Below are 23,313 nucleotides of genomic sequence, written 5' to 3'. Positions count from 1 at the left end.
CACTATGACTCAAGCAAATCTCTTTGACGAATCGCTGCCGGACCCGGACGGCGCCCTGCCGCCCGGCGGCCCCACCGACGGCGGCGAAACCCTGACCCTGTCCACGTTTGCCGAACGCGCCTATCTCGATTACGCCATCTCGGTGGTCAAGGGCCGCGCCCTGCCCGACGTGTGCGACGGCCAGAAGCCGGTACAGCGCCGCATCCTGTACGCGATGAACGAAATGGGCCTGAACTCCACCGCCAAGCCGCGCAAATCGGCCACCGTGGTCGGCGACGTGCTCGGTAAATTGCACCCGCACGGCGACCAGTCGGTGTACGACGCCATGGTGCGCATGGCACAGGATTTTTCGCTGCGCTATCCGCTGGTCGATGGCCAGGGTAACTTCGGCTCGCGCGACGGCGACGGCGCGGCAGCAATGCGCTATACCGAAGCGCGATTGACGCCGATCGCCAAGGTGCTGATGGACGAGATCAATCTCGGCACCGTGGACTTCCAGGCCAACTACGACGGCTCCACCGAAGAACCGAGCCTGCTGCCGGCACGCCTGCCGATGGTGCTGCTCAACGGCGCCTCCGGTATCGCGGTCGGCCTGGCCACCGAAATCCCGTCGCACAACCTGACCGAAGTGGCACAGGCGGCGGTGGCGATGATCCGCAATCCGAAAATTTCGCACGCCGAGTTGATGGCGCTGATTCCGGGGCCCGACTTCCCCGGCGGCGGCCAGATCATCACGACGGCCACGCAGATCAGCGATATGTATTCCACCGGTCGCGGCAGCATGAAGGTGCGCGCGCGCTGGAAGATCGAAGAACTGGCGCGCGGCCAGTGGCAGGCGGTCGTCAACGAACTGCCGCCCGGTACCTCGTCGCAAAAGGTGCTCGAGGAAATCGAGGAGCTGACCAATCCCAAGGTCAAGATGGGCAAGAAGGCGCTGTCGCCGGAACAGCTGGCGCTCAAATCGTTGATCCTCAATTCGCTCGACACCATCCGCGACGAATCGGGCCGCGCCGCGCCGGTGCGCCTGGTGTTCGAGCCGAAATCGAAGAACCAGGATCAGACCGAATTCATGCTGATGCTGCTGGCGCACACGTCGCTCGAGTCGTCGGCGTCGATCAACCTGGTGATGATCGGCGGCGATGGCCGGCCGCGCCAGAAAGGGTTGACCGAAATCCTGCAGGAGTGGATCGAGTTCCGCTTCGTCACCGTCACCCGCAGAACGCAATTCAAGCTGGGCAAGGTCGATGCGCGCATCCATATCCTGGAAGGGCGCGAGACGATTCTGCTCAATATCGATGAGGTGATCCACATCATCCGCAACTCGGACGAGCCGAAGTCCGCGTTGATGGAGCGCTTCCGCCTGTCGGAAATCCAGGCCGAAGACATCCTGGAAATCCGCCTGCGCCAGCTGGCGCGCCTGGAAGCGATCAAGATCCAGCAAGAGCTGGCCGAACTGCGCAAGGAAAAAGGCACGCTGCAAGACCTGCTCGACAACCCATCGTCGATGAAGCGCCTGATCATCAAGGAAATCGAAACCGATTCCAAGACCTATGGCGATGCCCGCCGTACCGTGATCGAAGAAGCACAAAAAGCGGTCGTGGAACAGAAAGTGGTGGACGAACCGGTCACCGTCATCATCTCGGAAAAAGGCTGGATCCGCGCCCGCACCGGCGTGGGCCACGACGCCGGTCAATTCACCTTCAAGGCCGGCGATGCGCTGTATGGCGCTTTCGAATGCCGCACGGTGGACAACCTGCTCGCCTTCGGCAGCAACGGCAAGGTGTATTCGGTGCCGGTGGCGGCCTTGCCGAACGCGCGTGGCGACGGCGTGCCGGTCACCACCTTGATCGACCTGGCCACCGGCGCGCGCATCCTGCACTATTTCGCAGGCAGCGGCGCCACGCAACTGATGCTGACCACCAGCGCCGGTTTCGGCTTCATCGCCAAGGCGGCCGACATGGTCAGCCGCATCCGTGGCGGCAAATCGTTTATCACCTTGGACGAAGGCGACGTGCCGCTGCCGCCATCGGTGGTGGGGCCGGAAGCGAGCGCCGTGGCAGCGCTGTCGGCCAATGCCCGCGTGCTGGTGTTTGGTCTCGATGAGATGAAGGTGCTGACCAATGGCGGTCGCGGCGTGATCGTGATGGAGCTCGAGGACAAGGAAACGCTGGTCTCGGCCAAGCCGATCAGCCAGAAAGGCGTGATCGTCAGCGGCATCGGCCGTGGCGCCAAGCCGCAAGATGTGCGGCTGTCGGCGTCCGGGCTGGCAGAGCACATCGGCAAGCGCGCCCGCAAGGGCAAGGCGCTGGCCACCCGCATCAAGCCGAGCGGACTGACGCCGATCGTGTAACAACAACGCGCAGCAACAAGCCGTCATCCCGCACCAGCGGCATGACGGCTTTTTTTATATCAGCGAATCAAGTAGATGCTGCCAGCAGCCAGTCGCGGCCCCGGCCGTCGAGCGCGGCTGCGATCACGTCTTCGGGCAGGGTGTACACGGTCGCCCAGGTCGCCCGGCCATCGGCGCTATTGGACGGAAAGCTGGCCGTTTCGATCGGCCAGTGATACTTGCGCTTCAAGGTCCGCACGATGGCAGCCAGGGTCACCCGGCCGCGCAGCGGTTCGGCGCCGGTCTGGTCGGCGTTGGATAGCAGGACAGCCAGCACCGCACCGCGCGCGGTGCGGGGGCCGGGAAATACGGGATTTTTACGTGTCATCCCGCATTCTAGACGCGATCCGGCTTAAAAATCCACGTTCGCGGACAACCAGAGTCGGCGCCCTTCCTGGCTGTTCACATACGTGTTGCTGTAGGTGGGGTTGGCGGTTGGCGTGGCGCGGTACGCACGGTAGTCGAGGAAGTCCTTGTTGAGCAGGTTGTAAATCGCCGCGTTCAGGGTGACCGCCTTGGTCAGCTGGTAGCTGCCGCCCAGGTGCAACATGGTGTAGCCCTGGTAATCGCCCAGCACTTCCTTGGCCACGCGGGTGGCCGCCGACGTGCCCGGATCGCGGAAGCGGTCGCTGCGGTACTCGGCGCGCAGCCAGCTCTTGACGTCGGGTGTGATGTCCCACGTTACGCGCGCGTTGACCGCATGCTCGGGCGTATCGCTGAGCGGCTTGCCGGCGTTTGCGCCGCTTTTCTGCTCGCTGTCGGTGTACGTGTAGTTGGCGCTGGCAGCGACGGTCTTGCTCAGTGCCACGCGGGTGTTGAATTCCGCGCCGCGCGTGACGGCCTCATCGACGTTGATCGACTGGCCGAACGCATCGACATTGGGCCAGTTGCCGAAGCTGACGCAACCGGGGCGATTCGGCGCCTGGCGATAGTCGCAGTTGATCAGGCCGGTGCCAGTGGTGATCTTGTCCTTGAACTTGTTGTTGAACAGGGTACCGCTGGCGGTCCAGCCGGCCAGGTTGTCGAAGTGCACGCTCAGCTCGGTGGCGGTGCTGGTCTCCGGCTTCAGGCCCGGGCTGCCCACCAGCGGTATCGTGCCCTGGCCGCCGAAGCCGTTGATGCCCGGCGACAGTTGCTCGACGCGCGGCGTCTTGTAGCCACGGCTCACGCCGCCCTTGACGGTCCAGTTGGGCGTGGCGCTCCAGACCGCGTAAGCACGCGGACTCATCTGCCCACCGAAGATGCTGTGGTCGTCATAGCGCGCGCCGAGCGTCAGTGCCACGGTCTCGGCCAGGCGCCATTCGTCTTCCAGGAACAGCGCTTTTTGCGTGAACTCGAACTTGGCGGGCGCCACGCCGTCGGTCATCTCGGCCTGCCACCACTGGGCGCCGATGGTGGACATGTGGTTGCCCCACGGCAGTACCAGCTTGGTGTCGAACACGCGGCTCTCCACTTCCAGCGTGCGCGCGCTGCCCGCCACCGCACCGGGCGTACCCGGCGGAATGGTGCGGCCGATGGTCTCGGTCTGGTTGACCATGTAGCTGCTGTCGATCGTGCCCCAGCCCAGGCGGCCCGTGTGCGACAGCGTGTACTGGTCGCGGTTGTACTTCTGTTTGGGGCCGTAACCGCCCTGCACGCCCAGAGTGCCGAGCTGGCCGGCGGCGTTGTCATAGGTCTGGCGCCCCGCCTCCACGTCGAGCATGATGGTGTGCGCGCGGTTGGGCGTAAACGCCAGGCGGCCGCCGTAGTTGTTCACTTCCGAGCGCACCGGGTTGGCGCCCATATTGGTCGGCGTTTCCACGCCGTTGATGTTCAAGTACGTGACGTTGGCCGCGTCGCGGCGCTGGGTGCTGCCGCGCAAGGACAGGCCCAGCAAGTCGGTGCTGAGCGGACCGCTCAGGTAGAAGCGGCCGGCCTTGACGTCGCCGAAGGCGGACTCCTGCTGCGCCGTGTAGTCGGCGCCCACCGAACCGATCCATTTTTTGCCAACCTTGCGGGTGATGATGTTGACCACGCCGCCCATGGCGTCGGAGCCGTACAGGGTGGACATTGGGCCACGGATCACCTCGATGCGTTCGATCGCTGCCAGCGGCGGCATGAAGCTGGTCTGGGTGCCGCCAAAGTTGTTCGGCGTGACATTGCCGGCCGCGTTCTGGCGGCGGCCGTCGATCAATACCAGGGTGTAGTCGCTTGGCATGCCACGGATGCTGATATTCATGCCGCCGGTCTTGTCGCTGGCCGCCCCCACGTCGATCCCCTCCACGCTCTCGAGCGCCTGGGTCAGGTTGCCGAAACGCTCGCGCTCGAGTTCCGCGCGCGTGATCACGGTAATCGATGCGGGCGCATCCTTGATGTTCTGCTCGAAACCGGCGGCAGATACCACTACTTCGGCCATGGTGCCGGTGGTGGCAATCTGCGCCAGGGCGCTACCAGCACTAACGGAACCACCAGCCATGACCACGGCAATGGCGAGCGCCAGCGCGGTCTTGCGGGCAGGGTGCGGGTTGGGGTTTGTAGCGGAATGGAACGGACGTGCGGTGTGACGGGTGCTGCTGGACATACATTCTCCTAAAGTGCCCTGATGGCGTTAAATATTTTTTATGCGCATTTTTTAATGCGAATCATTATTATTAATATTTAATTAGGAGAAACTTAAGACACATGAAAAAACGGGCACACCTTCACAGGTGCGCCCGTTCTTCTAACCGCGCAGCAGATTAGTGCTTGGCAGCGGCTTCTTTGACGTCGGCAGCGGCTTTGGCGCGCACTGCGTCGGTTTTGTTGGCGGCCAGCGCTTTGTCTTCGGTGGCGTCAACGGTTTTCTTGATGGCTTTGGCGTCCGCTTTCACGGTTTTCTTTTCCGCCTTCTCGACTGCCTTGGCAACGTCTTTCTGGCCTTCGGCAGCAACTTTGGCTTTGTCTTCAGGATCGGCTTTGGCCACTTTTTCGTTGGCTTTGGCAGCTTCGGTGTTTACCTTGGCTTGCTGTTCAGCGTGGACCTGGTCGGCCTTGTTGACAGCCTTGTTGGCTTTTTTGTCGGCTTTGGCTTCAACCTTGGCTTCTTTTTGCTGGGCCTTGGCGATGTCTTTATTGGCTTCGGTCTGGGCGCGGGTTACTTCCGGCGTTTGGGCGAAGGCAGCGGTAGCGAACAGGCCGGCGATCAGGGTAGCGACGATTTTGCTCATGATAGTTCCTCTCAATTATGTTTGGATACGTTCTTATTTAGGTGGGCAAGACCATCAAAGGCCCCGCCTGCTAAACGCTTTCCGCTTTTTGGTAGAAGCGCTAGGTCACGTAATCAGAATATCCAAAACCCCGAAAGTTGACTGTTCGGTACCGTACCAAACCCTTTATTTGATTGCAGGACGGGAATAAAGGTCGATGATGGTGGTCACCGCATCGGCGCACACCGAACAGAACTTGTCGCTGCGATCGAACATCAGGCATTGCATCTCGGGCCGGTAGTAACCGGTGGCTTCGTAGTTGGCGCCTTCGAATGCACCCACCGCGTGGCGGTGCGGATCGCGCGAGAACAGCGCGTTGCTCTGCTCCAGGTCGCGATGAAACAGTGCGCTCATTTCCGACTCGGGACGGTTGGCCGCCCGCAGCGCGGCGCGCTCCTTTTGATATGCGCGCGACGCGGTTTCGTACGCTTCCTTCGGCCATGACGTGGGCAGCGGCGTGCTGTCCTTGACGAATTTTTTCCATTTCAGTTTGGCCGGGTCGCGCAGCGCGGTGGCGTTGGGTTCCCACGGTTCGCGGCGGGCGCCACCGGTGGCGTAGGCCACGGGCGACGTGTAGTACTCGTCGGCCAGGCCGGCAAAGTGGTGACCGAATTCGTGCACGAACAAATAATTGGCCCAGTCGTTGTTGGCCGCCGCCGTGCTGAACTGGCCGAAGATGCCGCCGCCGCCATAGGTGTCGTTGTTGACCAGAATTTCGATGAACTCGTACGACGCGTTCTGCGCCAGTTCGCGCAGCGCGCGGTTATCCAGCGTGAGCACATAGCGTTCGCTGCCGAAGATGTCGTAGCGCGTGCCCAGTGGCGACGCATGGTGCACGCCGGTCGATGGCCGCGACACGCCCGATTCGGCCGTGGGCAGCGCCAGCGCCCACACGTTGAAGTCATTGGCGCGCTCCTTGAACGGCGAGACACTGAACAAGTGGTCGGCCAGCTTGCGCGCGGTCGCTTCGAATTTTTTCATCTCGCCGGCGGTGTAGCCGTCGCCGAGGATCAACAGGTCCACCTTGTCCTTCGGCGCGCCGTTGACGCGGATGCCGATCGGCTTCACCGAGGCGGCGGCCTGCTTGCGCACCACGTCCATGGCGTCGGTATCGACGCGCGTGGTCCACACCACCGAGAAGGCGCCGCGCTCGTCGCGCTTGAGGATGCGCACACGCACCGGCTTGTCGGGCTTGGGGAAGCGTACCGATTCCTGGAAGCCGCGATTGGTGTGGGCAGCTTCTTCGGTGCTGGCCCATTCGGCAAACACGGTGGAAAAGCCGCGCGAATACAGCAGCTCACCTGATTCGGCATCGACCACTTCCACCAGGTTGTTGCCGCGATTGGTGTCGTCGATGGTGCTGCGCATGTCGCCTGGCCACGGCAGCGGCTCGATCACCACGCGATCGACCGCGTATTGTTCGTTGAGGGCGTTGCCGCTGTGGATATAGTCGAGGCGGACGGTGGCTGGCTGTGCCGCCGGTGCTGACTGTGGGGCCGATGCAGCAGGCGCGGTGGCGGTGGCGGCGGTGGTGGTGGTGGCGGTAGCAGCGGTAGCAGCGGTAGCAATGGTGAAACCGGCAGCGGCAATGCAGGCCGCAGCAAGCGCGCCGATCAGGTTTGTACGGGACATGCGGGCCTCGCGAAGGTCGAAACGGCCATTCTAGTGCCTGCATCCCACGCGGCCAATACCTGAATCAGTTGCGCTGCGCCGGCACGGCTCCGGGATCGAGCTGGCGGATATCGAGCCGCATATTCAGGATCGAATAGCTGTGCGTCTCAGGTTTTACATAGCCCACGCTATCGGGCGTCTTGCGGAAGGTGAACTGGAATCCGGTCGCCGGTGCGCCCTCGCCGCCCATCTCGCGCCCGCTGGTGGCGATCCCGATGGCCTCGTTCTCGTGGTTGTTGATCAGGTTTTCCATCAGCTCCACTACCGCGTTGCGGCCGAGAATGTCGCTTGAATACACGGGCTGGCGCAGCAGCTCGCGGCCATCGGCCAGGCGGCCGCCGGCCTTGTCGGGCGCCGGCGTGAAGGTGTGGCTGGCCAGGTCGTAGCGGTCGCCCCGGTCCAAGTAGCTGAGCACCGCGTTGGAGACGTTGAAGCCGGCGCGGGCGCTGTCGGTAGTGGCGCGCGTGAGGTCGATCAGCAGCGCACCCTTGACGCCGATGATTTCCACCTGCCGCCGCCGGTCCACCACCATCGCCGTGTTCTCGTCGATGCCGAGGCCGAACTTGTAGCCCTTCTTGAGCATGGCCGGTATCATCCGGGCGAACCGGCCGCGCACCAGCAGGTGCTGGTCAACGAAGACGTCGTCGCCGATGAAACCCAGGCCGGGAGCGATGTCGCGACCATCGGCCACGCCCTGGTGCAAGGTGGCCAGCACCGAGTTGGGCGCGTAAAACATGGTGCTGCTCATGATGGCGGCGCCGGCGCTGTCGCCGGCCACCACGCCGCCGCGCCGGTACACGTCCCATACGGCGTCGAGCACGGCGGTGCGGCTGCCGTCGGCGCGCACCAGCGCCTCGGTGATGCGCGACTGGTCGCCGCCGACGAAGAACACGCCGCCGGCGCCGCGCACCGCGCCGGCCAGTTCCGCATCCTCGGCCACCTTGCGAAAATCGGTATCGGCCAGGCGCACCGACAGCGGCACCACGAAGGCAGCCGCGCCATAGCTGTTGAGGCGTTCGGAGATCCACTGGCCGGCGCGTTCGGGATTGGCGCTGGCCGACGGCAGCACGGCGATGCGCGCGCCCGGCCCGCCGGCAAGGCTGACGATGCGTTGCCAGATCTCGGCATTGTCGGCTTTCAGGCCGCCGCCGACGATCACCAGCGATCCTTGCGGCGCGGCCGGGGTGGCAACTGAGGGCGCAGCGGCGGCAGCGTGCGCCAGCGGCATGGCCGCCAGCAGCGCGGCCTGGAACAGGGATCGCAATCGCAAGGAGAAGATGCGCATGTGGGCTCCAAAAAAAAATGGGATGGCCGAGTGCCATCCCATTCAAGTGTAGCTCAACTGTGATTTACCTGTAGCGGTAGAGCGGCTGCTGCAGCTGGATCGGCCGGATATCCATGCGCAGTTTCAGTACCGAATACGCTTCCACCTCGGTCGAGCTGTACCCGACGCTGTTGATGGTTTTGCTGAAGCGGAATTCAAAGCCCATGTCCGGATACGAATCGCGCGGATTGCCGAAGGCGATGCCGATGGCGTCCTGCTGGGCGTTGTCGATCAGGTTGACCATCAGGTCCAGCACCGCATTATTGCCGAGAATATCGTTGGTATAGACCACGCCCCGGGTATCGGGCTGGTTGGGGTCAAGCTTGTTGTCGGCCTTGTCGGGCGACGGCGTGAAATCGCGCGTGACCAGGTTGAACTTGTCGCCCCGGTCGAGGTAGCTGATGGTGGCGTTGCTGATATTAAAACCCTTGATGGCGCGGTCGGTGATCGCCGCCGACAGGTCGAGCAGCAGCGCACCGCTGTAGCCGATGATTTCCACGTCGCGCCTGGCGTTGACCACCATCGCCGTGTTTTCGTCGATGCCAAGGCCGATCTGGTACCCTTTTTTCAGCATCACCGGGATCATGCGGGCAAAGCGCCCGCGCACCAGCAAGTGCTGGTCGATGAAGACGTCATCGCCAACAAAGCCGAGGCCGGGGGCGATTTCGTTGCCGTCGGTTACGCCCTGCTTGAGCATGTCGAGCGTGGACTTGGCGTCATAAAACATGGTGGTGCTCATGATGGCCGCGCCGGCCGACGAACCGGCCACCACGCCACCGTCGCGGTAGACGTCCCACACGGCTTCGAGCGCAGCGGTACGGGTGCCGTCCTGGCGCACCAGCGCCTTGGTGATGCGGGCCTGGTCGCCGCCGGTAAAATAAATGCCGGTGGCCGAATGGATCAGGGCAACGACCTCGGGGTCTTCGGCCGCCTTGCGGTAGTCGCTATTGGGCAGCGTGACGCCGAGCGGAATGAAAAATGCCTGGGCGCCGTATTGATTGAGCTTGTTGACCGTGTTCTGGGCGGCGTTTTCAGGATTGATCGAGGCCGAGCCGAACACGCCGATGCGCGCGCCCTTGCCGCCAGCCAGGAGCACGATCCGTTGCCAGACTTCCGCATTATCGGCACGCAAGCCGCCACCGATAATCACCAGGTTGCCCGCCGGCGGTGCCAGGACCGGCTTGGGCGGGGGTACCGCCTTGGCCGGTTTGACCGCCTTGCCGGTGGGTTGGGCCTTGGCTGCGGCGCCTTGCGCCGCGTGTACGCCGAAGCTGGCAAACACCAGCAGCCAGAGCACGAACAGGCGCTGGCACGTAAAACCTGAAAAATTCATGTTGCCCTTCCAAAGTGAAACCGGCGCCGGGGCTTGCGCGCGGCGCCGTTGCATTGCAGATGATACCAATCAATTACTTAAGGCTATATTACATTGTTGAGGGGCAGTAGAAACCATGAATTTAATCGTGCTCACTTGAAAGCGTAGTTAGCGGAGGCAAAGAAGCGGCGGCCACGCGGGTCGGTGTAGGTCGGATCGTAGCCCGACAGGAAGTAATACGCCTGGTTGGAGAACGGTGGCGAGCGGTCGAACATGTTTTGTATGCCGGCGCGCAACTTGAAGTTCTTGTTGATCTGCCAGGCGCTGGTCAGGTCCCACAGCGAGTACGAGGTGACCTTGTTGGGCGCCACCACCGAGCCGTCATCGGTATTGATGGCCGAGTTCTGGTCGTGGTAGCCGCTCGAGAACGTGTTCGACAGCGTGGCCGACAGCGGGCCATTGTCCCAGTCCACCGAAATGGTATGGCGCCAGCGCTGCACCACGCCGTCGGTGACGAAGCGGCCGAGGTTGCTCACGAACGGGTCGCCCTTGGCGTTCTGGATCTTGGAATCGAGCACGTAGGTGCCGGACAGGCGACCACCGAAACGACCGGCAAAGGTCTTGACGCCACTGTAGTCGAGTACCAGGTCCAGGCCCGAGGCGATCTGGGCGCCACGGTTTTCCTTGCGCAGTTCGATGTAATCGATCTCGTTGTCCTCGTCGCGGATCACCAGGTTGCCGTACTTGGCCGGGTTGTTGAGGATGATGTCGTCGCCGATTTCGCTGATCAGGTCGGTACGCTTGATGCGCCAGTAGTCAAGCGTCATCGATGCGTTGCGCGACGGCTGGATCACCATGCCGATCGAGGCCTGCTTGCTCTTTTCAGGTTTCAGGTTGGCGTTGGAGTAGCGGCGCGTATCCCAGTTGAACGCGCATTCGGCGTAGTCGTTGTTGACGGTGGCGCAATAGACCGGATCAGGCAGGGTGGCGGTGGCGCTGTACACGGTTGGACGATACAGTTCGTTCATCGACGGCGCGCGGAAGCCACGACCGGCCGAAGCACGGAACAACATGGTCTTGGTCGGCGTATAGGTCAGGCCCACCTTGGGGCTGGCTGCGCCGCCCACTACCTGGTAGTGGTCGTAACGGGCGGACACTTGCGCTTCCCACTGCTTGCTAAATGGCAGCAACAGCTCGCCGAAGATGGCCTTGACCTTGCGGCTGTTGGCCGTTGCCCCGCCGCCTTCCGGCGCGAAGTCGTCATTGATGTTGTCGCTCATCAAGAGCTCGGACGGCGTAAACGTGTTGCGTTCGCGGCGCCATTCGCCGCCGATGGCCAGGCCGGCGTCGCCGCCGGCCAGCGTGCCCACCGAGCGCGAAACCTTGAAGTCGATCGAATCCATGGTGCCCTTGGCGCGGCGCACTTCGTCGTTGACCTGGATGCTGTCGAGCAGGGCCACGCCGGCCGCGCTGGACGGGCCGAACGGGTTGATCAGGCCGTCGATAATGCCCTGGCGCACTTCGTTGTACAGCACGTAACCGTGGGTATCGCGGTCCTTGATGGTGTTGACGCTGTGGTTGAGACCCACGTCGTAGTCCCAGCCGTTGGCGCTGCCGGTCAGGCCCACCACGTAGCGCTGGCTTTCGCTGGTCAGTTCGCTGGTACGGCGGCCGGCCTCGTTCAGGCGCACGCGCAGTTCCACTTCGCCGGGCACGTCGTCGTCGGCGCTGGCTTCGGGCGAGAGCATGTTGTAGCCGGCCAGCGCCGGGATCACGCTGTAGTCCACGTAAGCACGCACGCGTGCCGACGACCCCACGTACGAGGTGCGCGAGCGGCTCAGCGCCACCTCGGCGTACAGCTGGGTGCTCGGGGTGATCTGGAACACGCCGCGCGTGAGCGAGTTGAGCTTGTTCGATTTCGGGAACAGCTCGGTGTCGCCCATGTAATCATAGGTGCACGCCTCTGAGCCGCCGGTACCGTTGGGAAGGTACAGATTGGCCGGTGGCGAGCAGTTGGGCACCGACGGGTTGATGGTGGTCTTGGTGATGGGCTTGCCATTGATGGTGAAGCCCTGCTCGTTCAGATAATCACGCTGGGCCCCGGTCAGGCGAATATTGGCCGGCGACGTAAAGCCCGACAGCAAGTGCGGCAGGCGCTCGGGCACGCGCAGGTCGCCGATGAACTTGCGCTGCGACGTCGATAGCGCGCTGGTGGCCTGGATGTCGGCCACGGTAAAGATATTGAAACCGTTTTTATCGAGGTCGCCAAAGCCGGCCGTGATGGTGGCGGTGCGCTTGCCGGCGCCGCCTTCCTGGGTCTTGTTGCCGTAGGTGCTCAGCTCGATGCCCTTGAAGTCCTTGCGGGTGATGAAGTTGATCACGCCGCCGATGGCGTCGGTGCCGTACAGGGCCGAGGCGCCGTCGAGCAGCACTTCCACGCGCTGAATTGCCGACGCCGGAATATTGTTGAGATCGACGCCGGTGTCGTCACCAGGCGAGGCGAAATTGGCCATGCGGCGGCCGTTGAGCAGCACCAGCGTGGACGAGGTGCCGATGCCGCGCAGGTTGGCGCTGTTGAAGCCGCGCTGGTCGCCGCCGACGTTGATGCTGGCGCCGTCGGTGAGGCCGCCCACGTTGGACGACAGCCGGGCCAGGATTTCGGACGCGGTGGTGACGCCCACTTTTTCGATGTCGGCGCGGCTGATCACCTGCACCGGCAGCGCGGTTTCCGATTCGATGCGGCGGATGGCAGAGCCCGTGATTTCCACGCGCGGCACCGGCTTGACGACCGCTGCGTCAGCCTCGGCAGCGGTGACCGGGGTGGCTGGTACTTCCTGCGCCAGCGCGTGCTGACCTGCCAGTCCCATCAAGCCGACCATTCCCAATCCCAGGGTGCGGCGCACCGCGTGAGCCATCGTCGAAATTCGCATGCCGTGCAGGTCAGCCATAATTTTCTCTTCTTAGGTGGTAATGTGATAAACAAATACATCTGTTAAAACTGACTGTACGCACAAGTAGCCAAAAACTCAAGAATGTGCCGCCCGATACACGCACTATGATTTACTTTGTGAAAATAGTGCTACATACTCAAGCGATTTCAGGCGCTTCGCGCCGTTTTTGCCTTTCTTCAGCCCACTTTTATCACCTGCCGCCCGCCACCATGCAAGCACAAAAACACCCTCTTTCCGGCCTGCACAGCGCCAACACCTTCGAACTGACCAGTTTTCATTTCGGTACGCCCGGCGCCGGCAAAAAAGTCTATATCCAGGCCTCGCTGCACGCGGACGAAGTACCCGGCATGCTGGTGGCGCAATTTTTGCGCAAGCAGCTGACGGCGCTGGAACAGGCGGGCCGCATCACCGGCGAGATCATCCTGGTGCCGGCCGCCAACCCGATCGGCCTGGCGCAGGCGATCCAGGGCGCCGCCTTCGGCCGCTTCGATTTGACCACCGGGATCAACTTCAACCGCAATTACAAGCACGTGTTCGACGATGTGAAGGTCTCGCTCGATGGTCAGCTGGGCCAGGATGCGCAAGCCAATGTGCGCCTGATCCGCGAGCACGCGCGCGCCTCGATCGCCACCTGGCAACCGAAGACCGACGCCGAAACCCTGAAAAAAGTGCTGATGACGCTAGCGGTGGACGCCGACATCGTGCTCGACCTGCACTGCGATAACGAAGCCGTGATGCACCTGTACGCCGGCACGCCGCTGGCCGACGCGGTGGCGCCACTGTCCGCCCTGCTGGGTGCGCACGCGCTGCTGCTGGCACTGGAAGCGGGCGGCGAACCGTTCGACGAAGCGTGCAGCCGCCTGTGGTGGGACCTCGACAATCACTTCAAGGGCAGCGTGCCGATCCCGCCCGCCTGCGTGGCGGTGACGGTGGAACTGCGCGGCGAGGCCGAGGTGAGCTACGACCTCGCCGAACGCGACGCCAACGCCCTGCTGCGCTACCTGGCCATCAATGGCGTGCTGACCGATGACGATGCGGCGGCTGATCTGCCGGCCCCGCTGTGCGCGGCCACGCCGCTGGAAGGCGTGGAACCGCTGTACGCGCCGCACCACGGCGTGCTGGTCTACACGCGCGATTTGGGCGCCCAGCTGCAGCCGGGCGACGCCATTGCCGACCTGATCGACCCGGTCAGCGGCATCACCACCGTGCTGCGCGCCAGCGTGGCCGGCGTGTTCTTCGCCCGCAGCGCCCACCGCCACGTGCTGCGCGGCATGAACGTGGGCAAGGTGGCCGGCGCCACCGCCTTCCGCGCCGGCGACCTGCTGAGCCAATAAGCCCACCTCTACCGACAATAAAAAATGGCCATCAAAAAATTCAAGCTGCCGCACACGTTTGTCCTGCTGTTCATCATCCTGGCGCTGATCGCCGCCGCCACCTGGCTGGTCCCGGGCGGCAAGTACGACACCCACCTGGTCAACGGCAAGCAATTGATCGTGCCCGACAGCTTCCACTACGTGCCGAGCGCGCCGCAAGGCGTGGTCGCCCTGCTCAAGGCCCCGATCAAGGGTTTTGTGGAGGCTGCGCAGATCATCGCTTTTGTCCTGATCGTCGGCGGCGCTTTCGCGGTACTGCATAAGACCGAGGCGGTCGATTCGATGATCAAGGCGCTGGCTGCCGCCCACAAGAATTCGCGCTTCATCCAGAAAGCGCTGATCCCCGTGTTTGTCACGCTGTTCTCGATCGGGGGCGCCACCTTCGGCATGAACGAGGAGGCGATACCGTTTATCCTGATTTTCGTGCCGCTCGCTTTAGCCCTGGGGTATGACACCATTACCGGCGTGTCGATCCCGTTCCTCGGTTCGCAGGTCGGCTTTTCGGCGGCATTTTTGAATCCGTTCAACGTCGGTATCGCCCAGGGCATTGCCGGCGTGCCGGTGTTTTCGGGCTGGGGCTACCGACTGATCGCCTGGACGATTGCCACCGCCATTACCGTGGCGTTCCTGATGTGGTACGCGGCACGTGTGAAAAAGAATCCGCAACTGAGCCCCACCTACGCGCTGGACCTGGAAAAGCGCAAGGAACAGCCCGAGGGCCTGGGCGAATTTACCGGCATGACCGCGCGCCATAAACTGGTGCTGTGGATGTTTGCCGGTTCGCTGGCGATCATGGTGGTGGGCGTGGTGCACTACGGCTGGTACATCGACGAAATCGCCGCCCTGTTCCTGACCATGGGCGTGGTGATCGGCCTGGTGGGCCGGCTCGATTCGGGCCAGATCGTCGATGGCTTCATCCAGGGCGCGCGCGACCTGGTGGGCACAGCGCTGGTGATCGCGCTGGCGCGCGGCACCATGATCCTGGCGCGCGACGCCCAGATCATCGACACCATGCTGCACGCATTGACGCCGCTGGTGCAGTCGTCGTCGCCGATCTTCACCGCCTGGAAAATGTTCGGCATCCAGACCGTGATCAATTTCTTCATCCACTCCGGCACCGGCCAGGCCGCGCTGACCATGCCGATCATGGCGCCGCTGGCCGACCTGGTGGGCGTCACCCGCCAGACCGCCATCCTGGCCTTCCAGTTCGGCGAACTGACCACGCCGATGATCCCGACCTCGGGCATCACCGTGGGCGTGCTGGCGCTGGCGCGGGTGCCATGGATCACCTGGGCCAAGTGGATGATCCCGCTGCAACTGATCTACGCGGTGATGGCGTTGGCGCTCCTGGTGCCGCCGGTGTTGATGCATTGGCAGTGACGTAAGGTGGAACTTATGCGGGGATGTGCTACTCTAAAATTGCATGTCCCCGAAAGCAATCCCTGATAATCCCGGCTCGATACCGCTCTACACATTTCTTGGAATGACCAAGGACGAGTATTCAACGTGGGTGAAAGATGCGACAAGCCTGTTGAAGATTCTGAAAACGCGCGACCAAAAATCAAGCCTCACCGGACAACTTCGGTAAGTTAGAAGCGTTGACCTGGTCAGTATAGATGTTCGGAAAATATCGCTCCATCAACGACGCCGGCCGCAATGGCGCAGTAAAGCCGAACTGCGCATATAAGCCATGGGCATCGCCGGTAGCCAGCGTGAAGCGGCGCAAGTCCCGCAGGTCCGGGTGCGCCATCACGGCTTCCATCAGGCGCTTGCTGTATCCGTGGCCGCGAAACTCCGGCAGCACGAATACATCGACCAGATTGGCAAAGGTGGCGCAATCGGTCACCACGCGTGCAAAGCCGATCTGGCGGTCATCGAGGTACGCCCCAAAGCACAGCGAATTGGCGATGGCGCGGTCGAACGCCGGACGCGGCAAGCCCTTCGCCCAGCTGGATTGTTCGCTCAAAAAACGATATACCAGATCGGCGTCTAGCTCGGTCTGATCGGTACTGGTGTGCAAAGTAGGCATGAATAGCGTATCAAAAGAGACAATGTTGACATATTTTTGTGCAGCTTGGGGTTTATAATCATCGCTGACTTTTTGCAGCCCCCTATTTCAGCTTTCACATCGCGCCTCTTAGAAAACCATCATGACTGATCAATTCTCCAAAAAAAGCGAAGCCTGGTCGGCCCGCTTTAACGAACCTGTTTCCGACCTGGTCAAGCGCTACACCGCTTCGGTCTTCTTCGACAACCGCCTGGCCAAGGCCGATATCCAGGGCTCGCTGGCCCATGCCGAGATGCTCGCCACCCAGGGCATCATCAGCGCCGCAGACCGCGCCGAGATCGAGCGCGGCATGGCGCAGATCCTGTCCGAGATCGAAGCGGGCAAGTTCGAATGGCTGCTGGACCTCGAAGACGTGCACCTGAATATTGAAAAACGCCTGACCGAACTGGTGGGCGACGCCGGCAAGCGCCTGCACACGGGCCGTTCGCGTAACGACCAGGTCGCCACCGACATCCGCCTGTACGTGCGCTCGGCCATCGACGACGTGGTCGGTCTGCTGAACGCCCTGCGCGGCGCGCTGACCGACCTGGCCGAGAAAAACGCCGACACCATCATGCCCGGCTTTACCCACATGCAGGTGGCGCAGCCGATCACGTTTGGCCACCACATGCTGGCGTACGTGGAGATGTTCGGCCGCGATGTCGAGCGCATGCAGGATTGCCGCAAGCGCGTCAATCGCCTGCCGCTGGGCGCCGCCGCGCTGGCCGGCACCACGTTCCCGATCGATCGCCTGCGCGTGGCTGCCACGCTGGGCTTCGACGATGTGTGCCACAACTCGCTCGACGCCGTGTCCGACCGCGATTTCGCGATCGAGTTCACCGCTGCCGCGGCGCTGGTCATGATGCACGTGTCGCGCATGTCGGAAGAGCTGATTATCTGGATGAGCCCGCGCGTCGGCTTCATCGACATTGCCGACCGCTTCTGCACCGGCTCGTCGATCATGCCGCAAAAGAAAAACCCCGACGTTCCGGAACTGGCGCGTGGCAAAACCGGCCGCGTCTATGGTCACCTGACCGGCCTGCTCACCCTGATGAAAGGCCAGCCACTGGCCTACAACAAGGACAACCAGGAAGACAAGGAACCGCTGTTCGACACCGTCGATACGCTGGTCGATACGCTGCGCATCTTTGCCGACATGGCTGGCGGTATCACCGTCAAACCGGACAATATGCGCGCCGCCGCGCTGCAAGGCTATGCCACCGCCACCGACCTGGCCGACTACCTGGTCAAAAAGGGCCTGCCGTTCCGCGATGCCCACGAAGCCGTGGCCCACGCCGTGCGCGCCTGCGACGATTTAAAAATCGACCTGTCGGAAATGTCGCTCGAGCAGTTGCGCGCCTACTCGCCGCTGATCGGCGACGACGTGTTTGCCGTGCTCACGCTCGAAGGTTCGGTGGCCGCGCGCGACCACGTGGGCGGCACCGCGCCGAACCAGGTACGCAAGGCGATCGCCCGCGTGCGTTCGCAATTGTCGTAATCTCTTAGTGCATCTTGAACCGGGCCAGCGTGGAAAACGCCGGCCCGGTCTGGTCTTGTTCTAGCAGCACCGTCAACTCGGTATTGGTGCAGATCATGTTCACCAGGTTGATGCGGTCCCAGGCCAGCTGCTTGAGGATGGCCTGGTAAGTGCCCGGTTCGCGCCCTGCGCCGGGAGCCAGGTGCAGCGTCAACGCGTTCAGGTCGTCGAGCCGCGCCAATAATTGCTCGCCGTCGAACGCCTGTTCCACCAGCGGCGCCAGCGTGCGGCTGCAAATCACCATCACTTCGTTGACCCCGCGCGTGACCGTCACGAACGCGCCCGGCAGCGGCTCGGTCGCAGCCAGCAGCTTGCGATGGCATTCGTGGATGCGGTCGCTGTGGCGAAACGTGTACTCGGTCAGCTCGGTGCGCGTGGTGAGCTCGCCGGTCTTTTGCACCAGCACGATGTTGCCGCCCGGCGGCTCGGGCAGGCGCTCGGCCAGGCGCCGCAAGGCCGTCACCACGGCGGCTTGACCCACCGGTTTCCATAAATCGTTTTCGAGCTGCGGCTGCAACTGCCGCGCCAGCTCCGACAGGTTGATCAGCCCCCGCTTCAGCCCTTCCGTCAGAAAGGCCGATTCCCGCACGATACGTTCAACTTTAGTGGCAATCGACAACATGAACTATCTCCACACTGTGTAGATGGCCGACGGACCACTATCGTCTCGTTCGGCTTCTGGCAGTGTAATTCGGACGAGTAACAATCTAAACGATTTTCACTGATTAATTGTGCAGAGTGTTGCATCGCGGCCCACTCAAAATTGCAGAGTTCGCCTTTAGGTACAGGCGCTACGCCATGGCTCATTTGAGCCATTTTTTCTTTGACGACCCATTTTCGATGTTTTTTGACTTGCCGATGGCAAGCGGAATAGTGTCGCCGTTCCGGTCGGCATCACGTCGCCGTGCAACCATTGGGAGAAGAGATGAACCTACGTAAGACCCTGCTAGCCGCCTCCATCGCCGCCATGCCGCTGATGGTCACGACGCCTGTTTCAGCTGCAGAGCCAGCTGTCGCCGTCACGCCACAGGACAAAACGTTGCTGGCCAAACTGGCCGAACGCGACGCCCGGCTCGGCCTCGGCGCCGACAGCAATTTCCGCATCGCCAACCAGCACCCGGGCGCCGATGGCCAGAAAATCACCCGCGTGCAACACACCTACAAGGGCTTGCGCGTGTTCGGCTCCGAGGAAGTCGTGGTGACCGATGGCGGCGGCAACATCGTCAGCCTGTCTGTGGCCGACAAGCGTGCCGGCCTCGACGCCAGCGTGGCCCAGGCCAGCAGCCCCGACCATACGGTCGCCCTGGCCGGCCCGCAAGCCACGCCGGTCGACAACATCAAGCCTGCCTTCAATGCCGACGCCGCGATTGCCCGCGTGGCCAAAAAAGTCGCACCCACCGGCGAACACCGCTGGCCACCGACGGCCGAGCTGCTGATCTACCCGGTGATGGCCACTGTGCGCACGGCCGAGGCCGCCGACAAGGCCGAAGACGAACTCAACGCGCTCGACCTGCAAGACATGGTGCAACGCTACGCGCTGGCCTATTACGTGCAAACACGCATGATCGTCGATCGCAAGCCGGTGTACCACGACACCATTATCGACGCCAAAACCGGCGAAGTGATCGCCCAGTGGCAGGCGCTGCAAACCGTGGTAGGCACCGGCAACAGCCAGTACAACGGCGCCGTACCGATCAGCACCAGCCAGAACGGCAGCGGTTTCCAGATGCTCGACGCCACGCGCGGCACCGGCGGCAAGTTCGGCGGCATGGCAATCACCAACGCCAACCACAGCTCGCAGCAAAACCCCAGCCCCGGCAACGTCTATACCAACAGCACCAACACCTGGGGCGACGGCAAGCAGTACATTCCCGGCGGCAGCACCACCAACGCCAACGGCCAGACCGCCGCCGTCAACGCGCTGTGGGGCCTGATGAACACCTATGACACCAACAAGAATGTGCTCGGCTGGAAGTCGCTCGACGGCAACAACACCGCGACCTATATCGCGGTCCACGTCGATAATGCCTACGACAATGCCTTTTACGATTCCGGCTGCAAATGCATGTTCATCGGCGACGGCGGCCAGTATTTTTATAACCTCGGTTCGATCGACGTGATCGGCCATGAAATGTCGCACGGCATTACCGATGCCACGTCCAACCTGGTGTATGCGGGCGAATCTGGCGGCCTCAACGAATCGCACTCGGACATCGGCGGCGACATGGTGGAAGCGTATGCGCGCAACGGCGGCACCGGCACCGCGATTCCCGCCAGCGGCAACGACTGGATGACCGGCAAGGAAATCGCCCGCGACGGCCAGCCGCTGCGCTGGCTGTACAAGCCCAGCAAGGACGGCCGCAGCCCGGATGCCTGGAGCAGCAACCTGAAAAACATCGACGTCCATTACTCCAGCGGACCCAACAACCGCATGTTCTACTTCCTGTCGCAAGGCTCCAAGGCCGATTCCGGCAGCGACTACTACAGCCAGTACCTGAACAAAAGCCCGGCCGCGATGACCGGCATCGGCAACGACAAGGCATACCGGATCTGGTTCAAGGCGCTGACCACAAAATTTACCTCCGGCACCAACTACGCCGACGCCCGCGCCAAGGTGTTGCTGGCAGCGCAGGAACTGTACGGCGCCACGTCCAAGGAAGCGATTGCCGTGCAGCGCGCCTACGCGGCCATCAACGTCGGTGCTGACGTGGACGAGGCCGGCAACAGCGGTGGTGTCAGCATCACGACCCAACCGGCCAGCGTGGCGGTGACGGTGGGCGCCACTGCGTCGTTCAGCGTGGCCGCAAGCGGGGGCACGCCGCCATACACCTATATTTGGTACCGCAATGGTGCGCTGATCGCGGGCGCCACCAGCGCCACCTACTCGCTCACGGCCACCCAGGCCGACAACGGCGCCGTGTTCAAGGCGCAGATCCGCGATGCGTCGTCGCCGGCCAAGACCGCCACCTCGGGCGAAGCCACGCTGACGGTGGTGACGGCAGGCAGCGGCGGCGAGCGGATCACCAATGGCGGCTTCGAATCGGGCACCACCGGCTGGACCGGCAACACCGGCGCCATCGGCAGCTTCGGCGGCCAGAAGCCGTATGAGGGCCAGCGCTACGCCTGGATGGGCGGCAACGGCAAACGCAACACAGAGACATTGACCCAGACCGTGACGATCCCGTCGTCGGCCGCCAGTGCCAAACTGAGCTTCGCCCTGCACATCGACACCGATGAAATCGGCCGGGCCAGGTACGACCGGCTGGTGGTGGCGGTCAAGAGCAGCTCGGGCGCGGTGCTCGGTACGCTGGCCACGTACTCGAATGCCGACGCTGCCGACGGCTACCAGGTGCGCACCTTCGACCTGTCTGCGTACAAGGGGCAGACGGTGACCCTGTCGTTCGTCTCGACCGAAGATTCGTGGAAGCAGACGTCGTTCGTGATCGATAAGGTCAGTTTGATTGCCCAGTGACCAGGTACCGGCGGGATGGTGGTTGCGCCCTCCCGCCTTTGATCTGCCACAGTACCGCCTCCCCTCCTCCGTTCTAGCGTGGACTGTCCGCTCAGGCGGCCTCAGCGCCATCGTCCGATGCGCGCTGGAATCGGAATCAGGATTCAGGAGGACAAGATGAATCTGCACATTTCCCTGCTATCGGTCTCCACCCTGGCAGCCGCCGTCATGGCTGCCACCGCCGCGATGGCCCAGCCGTTGTCGCCACCCATGATGGGCGGACCGGTGGCGCCGCCCTCGTCGCAGGAGAGCACCAGCCTGCTGGCGCGCCTGGCCGCGTTCGACCAGGCCCGTGAAACGACGCGCACGCTGACCGCGCCCCGGTACAGCTTCCGCCTGGCCGCCCACCACCCCGGCGCCGAGGGCCAGAAAATCTCGCGCGTGCAGCACACCTACGAGGGCCTGCGCGTGTTCGGCTCCGAAGCAGTGGTGGTGACCGATTCCACCGGCGCCATCGTCAGCGCCTCGGTCACCGACCGCCGGCCCGGGGCGCAAAGCCTGGCCGCCGGCGATGCTGCGGCAGCGCCGGCACCGGCCGACCTGAAACCGAAACTCTCGCCCCAGCAGGCGATCACCGTAGCGATCCGCTCGGTGCGCGACGGCATGCCAAAGATCGAGCATCGCTGGCAACCGGTCGCCGAACTGCTGCTCTACCCCGTGGTGACCAGCACGCGCACGGCGGCCGCCGCCAACAAGCCCGAAGCCCAGCTCAACGCGCTCGATGTGCAGGAAGTGGTACAGCGCTACGCGCTGGCCTATTACGTCAAAACGCGCATGGTCAGGGACAGGCAGCCGGTCTATCACGACACCATCGTCGATGCCAGGACGGGCGCGATCATCGCCCAGTGGCAGGCGCTGCAAACGGCCGGTGACGGTGGTGGCGGTACCGGGGCTGGCACCGGAACCGGGACCGGCAACAGCCAGTACAACGGCGTGGTGGCGCTGTCCACGTCGCCCAACGGCAGCCAGTTCCGCATGCTCGACGCCACGCGCGGCAAGGGCGGGCGCTTCGGCGGCATGGCGATTACCAACGCCGACCACAGCTCGATGTACAACCCCGATCCCGGCGACGTCTATGTCAACGCCACCAACACCTGGGGCGACGGCAAGCAATACAACGGCGGCAGCACCACCGACGCCAACGGCCAGACCGCCGCCGTCAACGCCTTCTGGGGCCTGATGAACACTTACGACACCAACCGCAACGTCCTTGGCTGGCAGTCCCTCGATGGCAACAACACCGCCACCCACATCGCCGTCCACGTCGATCGCGACTACGACAACGCCTTCTACGACGACCGCTGCAAGTGCATGTTCATCGGCGACGGCGGCTCGTATTTTTATAACCTGGGATCGATCGACGTGATCGGCCACGAGATGTCGCACGGCGTCACCGCCGCTACAGCGGACCTGGTGTACTCGGGCGAATCGGGCGGGCTCAATGAATCTCACTCGGACATCGGCGGCGAGATGGTGGAAGCGTACGCGCGCGCCGGCGGCACCGGCGCCGTGATACCGGCCAAGGGCAATGACTGGATGGTGGGCCAGGAGATCAGCCGCGACAAGAAGCCGCTGCGCTACATGGTCAAGCCCAGCCTGGACGGGCGCAGCGCGGATGCCTGGAGCACGTCGCTCAAGCAGCTCGACGTCCACTATTCGAGCGGACCGAATAACCGCATGTTCTACTTCCTGGCGCAGGGCTCGAACGCCGATCCGGCCAGCGATGCTCACAGCAAGTACCTGGTGAAGTCGCCGCAGGCGATGACCGGCATCGGCAACGACAAGGCGTACCGGATCTGGTTCCGGGCCCTGAGCACCAAGTTCACCTCGAGCACCAACTACGCGGTCGCGCGCGCCAAGGTGCTCGAGGCGGCGCAGGAGCTGTACGGCGCCGACTCGAAGGAAGCCGTGGCCGTGCAGCGCGCCTACGCCGCCATCAACGTCGGCGAGGACATCGACGAGGCCAAGTGACGC

General features: G+C 63.2%; 15 protein-coding genes. 6 read left to right on the top strand and 9 right to left on the bottom strand.

Annotation, left to right across the window (positions count from 1 at the left end; all coding sequences use genetic code 11):
- Positions 1 to 4: 4 nt before the first annotated feature.
- Positions 5 to 2,350, top strand: coding sequence for a DNA topoisomerase IV subunit A (gene parC, locus F8197_RS22185; protein ID WP_152883691.1), 2,346 nt, complete (start codon positions 5 to 7; stop codon positions 2,348 to 2,350).
- A 67-nt stretch (positions 2,351 to 2,417) separates the two neighbouring features.
- On the opposite strand, the gene F8197_RS22180 is transcribed toward parC, so the two are convergent.
- The 7 genes from F8197_RS22180 to F8197_RS22150 form a co-directional block, all read right to left on the bottom strand.
- On the bottom strand, positions 2,418 to 2,717 hold the full coding sequence (locus F8197_RS22180; protein WP_019923176.1) for a hypothetical protein: 300 nt from the start codon (positions 2,715 to 2,717) through the stop codon (positions 2,418 to 2,420).
- Positions 2,718 to 2,741: 24 nt separating this feature from the next.
- Complete coding sequence (locus tag F8197_RS22175) at positions 2,742 to 4,949, bottom strand: TonB-dependent receptor domain-containing protein (RefSeq protein ID WP_227012371.1); 2,208 nt, start codon at positions 4,947 to 4,949, stop codon at positions 2,742 to 2,744.
- A 157-nt stretch (positions 4,950 to 5,106) separates the two neighbouring features.
- Entirely contained in the window at positions 5,107 to 5,574 is a 468-nt protein-coding gene (locus F8197_RS22170; protein WP_056137824.1) for a hypothetical protein, read from the bottom strand.
- 165 nt (positions 5,575 to 5,739) lie between these two features.
- Positions 5,740 to 7,245, bottom strand: coding sequence for an IgA Peptidase M64 (locus F8197_RS22165; protein ID WP_152883690.1), 1,506 nt, complete (start codon positions 7,243 to 7,245; stop codon positions 5,740 to 5,742).
- A gap of 64 nt (positions 7,246 to 7,309) precedes the next feature.
- On the bottom strand, positions 7,310 to 8,569 hold the full coding sequence (locus F8197_RS22160; RefSeq protein WP_152883689.1) for a cyanophycinase: 1,260 nt from the start codon (positions 8,567 to 8,569) through the stop codon (positions 7,310 to 7,312).
- Between the two features lie 64 nt (positions 8,570 to 8,633).
- Entirely contained in the window at positions 8,634 to 9,941 is a 1,308-nt protein-coding gene (locus F8197_RS22155; RefSeq protein WP_152883688.1) for a cyanophycinase, read from the bottom strand.
- 131 nt (positions 9,942 to 10,072) lie between these two features.
- Positions 10,073 to 12,868 (bottom strand): TonB-dependent receptor, encoded by a 2,796-nt coding sequence (locus tag F8197_RS22150; protein ID WP_227012370.1) that lies wholly within the window; start codon positions 12,866 to 12,868, stop codon positions 10,073 to 10,075.
- Positions 12,869 to 13,080: 212 nt separating this feature from the next.
- Here F8197_RS22150 and F8197_RS22145 point away from each other — a divergent pair, with 212 nt between their 5' ends.
- The gene (locus F8197_RS22145; protein WP_152883687.1) at positions 13,081 to 14,205 is read left to right on the top strand and encodes a succinylglutamate desuccinylase/aspartoacylase family protein; all 1,125 of its coding nucleotides are present in this window, start codon (positions 13,081 to 13,083) and stop codon (positions 14,203 to 14,205) included.
- 24 nt (positions 14,206 to 14,229) lie between these two features.
- A complete protein-coding gene (locus tag F8197_RS22140; protein WP_056137832.1) occupies positions 14,230 to 15,624 on the top strand; it encodes a YfcC family protein in 1,395 nt (464 codons plus the stop codon).
- A 181-nt stretch (positions 15,625 to 15,805) separates the two neighbouring features.
- On the opposite strand, the gene F8197_RS22135 is transcribed toward F8197_RS22140, so the two are convergent.
- The gene (locus F8197_RS22135; RefSeq protein ID WP_308937350.1) at positions 15,806 to 16,210 is read right to left on the bottom strand and encodes a GNAT family N-acetyltransferase; all 405 of its coding nucleotides are present in this window, start codon (positions 16,208 to 16,210) and stop codon (positions 15,806 to 15,808) included.
- A 184-nt stretch (positions 16,211 to 16,394) separates the two neighbouring features.
- Here F8197_RS22135 and argH point away from each other — a divergent pair, with 184 nt between their 5' ends.
- Positions 16,395 to 17,789, top strand: a complete 1,395-nt coding sequence (argH, locus tag F8197_RS22130; protein ID WP_152883685.1) for an argininosuccinate lyase — start codon at positions 16,395 to 16,397, stop codon at positions 17,787 to 17,789.
- Between the two features lie 4 nt (positions 17,790 to 17,793).
- Here the strand turns inward: argH and F8197_RS22125 are convergent, their stop codons facing one another.
- Positions 17,794 to 18,450 carry a hypothetical protein gene (locus F8197_RS22125; RefSeq protein ID WP_152883684.1) on the bottom strand — a complete coding sequence of 219 codons (657 nt, stop codon included), beginning with the start codon at positions 18,448 to 18,450 and terminating at the stop codon, positions 17,794 to 17,796.
- A gap of 303 nt (positions 18,451 to 18,753) precedes the next feature.
- On the opposite strand from F8197_RS22125, the gene F8197_RS22120 reads away from it, so the two are divergent.
- Together F8197_RS22120 and F8197_RS22115 are read left to right on the top strand one after the other, a co-directional pair.
- Positions 18,754 to 21,300 (top strand): M4 family metallopeptidase, encoded by a 2,547-nt coding sequence (locus F8197_RS22120; RefSeq protein ID WP_152883683.1) that lies wholly within the window; start codon positions 18,754 to 18,756, stop codon positions 21,298 to 21,300.
- A gap of 156 nt (positions 21,301 to 21,456) precedes the next feature.
- Positions 21,457 to 23,310, top strand: a complete 1,854-nt coding sequence (locus F8197_RS22115) for a M4 family metallopeptidase (RefSeq protein ID WP_152883682.1) — start codon at positions 21,457 to 21,459, stop codon at positions 23,308 to 23,310.
- Positions 23,311 to 23,313 lie beyond the last annotated feature (3 nt).

Source organism: Duganella sp. FT27W, from assembly GCF_009295655.1.
Classification (GTDB): domain Bacteria; phylum Pseudomonadota; class Gammaproteobacteria; order Burkholderiales; family Burkholderiaceae_D; genus Rugamonas; species Rugamonas zoogloeoides.
Note: the sequence above shows the minus strand (reverse complement) of the source record. Positions and strands in the feature narration are given on the sequence as shown.

What these genes read in the sequence shown, in the direction of transcription:
- F8197_RS22120 (WP_152883683.1), top strand. Translation starts at nt 18,754, where the DNA reads ATGAACCTACGTAAGACCCTGCTAGCCGCCTCCATCGCCGCCATGCCG.
- F8197_RS22165 (WP_152883690.1), bottom strand. Translation starts at nt 7,245, where the DNA reads ATGTCCCGTACAAACCTGATCGGCGCGCTTGCTGCGGCCTGCATTGCC.
- F8197_RS22140 (WP_056137832.1), top strand. Translation starts at nt 14,230, where the DNA reads ATGGCCATCAAAAAATTCAAGCTGCCGCACACGTTTGTCCTGCTGTTC.
- parC (WP_152883691.1), top strand. Translation starts at nt 5, where the DNA reads ATGACTCAAGCAAATCTCTTTGACGAATCGCTGCCGGACCCGGACGGC.
- F8197_RS22155 (WP_152883688.1), bottom strand. Translation starts at nt 9,941, where the DNA reads ATGAATTTTTCAGGTTTTACGTGCCAGCGCCTGTTCGTGCTCTGGCTG.
- F8197_RS22175 (WP_227012371.1), bottom strand. Translation starts at nt 4,949, where the DNA reads ATGTCCAGCAGCACCCGTCACACCGCACGTCCGTTCCATTCCGCTACA.
- F8197_RS22150 (WP_227012370.1), bottom strand. Translation starts at nt 12,868, where the DNA reads ATGGCTGACCTGCACGGCATGCGAATTTCGACGATGGCTCACGCGGTG.
- F8197_RS22160 (WP_152883689.1), bottom strand. Translation starts at nt 8,569, where the DNA reads ATGCGCATCTTCTCCTTGCGATTGCGATCCCTGTTCCAGGCCGCGCTG.
- F8197_RS22170 (WP_056137824.1), bottom strand. Translation starts at nt 5,574, where the DNA reads ATGAGCAAAATCGTCGCTACCCTGATCGCCGGCCTGTTCGCTACCGCT.
- F8197_RS22145 (WP_152883687.1), top strand. Translation starts at nt 13,081, where the DNA reads ATGCAAGCACAAAAACACCCTCTTTCCGGCCTGCACAGCGCCAACACC.
- argH (WP_152883685.1), top strand. Translation starts at nt 16,395, where the DNA reads ATGACTGATCAATTCTCCAAAAAAAGCGAAGCCTGGTCGGCCCGCTTT.
- F8197_RS22125 (WP_152883684.1), bottom strand. Translation starts at nt 18,450, where the DNA reads ATGTTGTCGATTGCCACTAAAGTTGAACGTATCGTGCGGGAATCGGCC.
- F8197_RS22115 (WP_152883682.1), top strand. Translation starts at nt 21,457, where the DNA reads ATGAATCTGCACATTTCCCTGCTATCGGTCTCCACCCTGGCAGCCGCC.
- F8197_RS22180 (WP_019923176.1), bottom strand. Translation starts at nt 2,717, where the DNA reads ATGACACGTAAAAATCCCGTATTTCCCGGCCCCCGCACCGCGCGCGGT.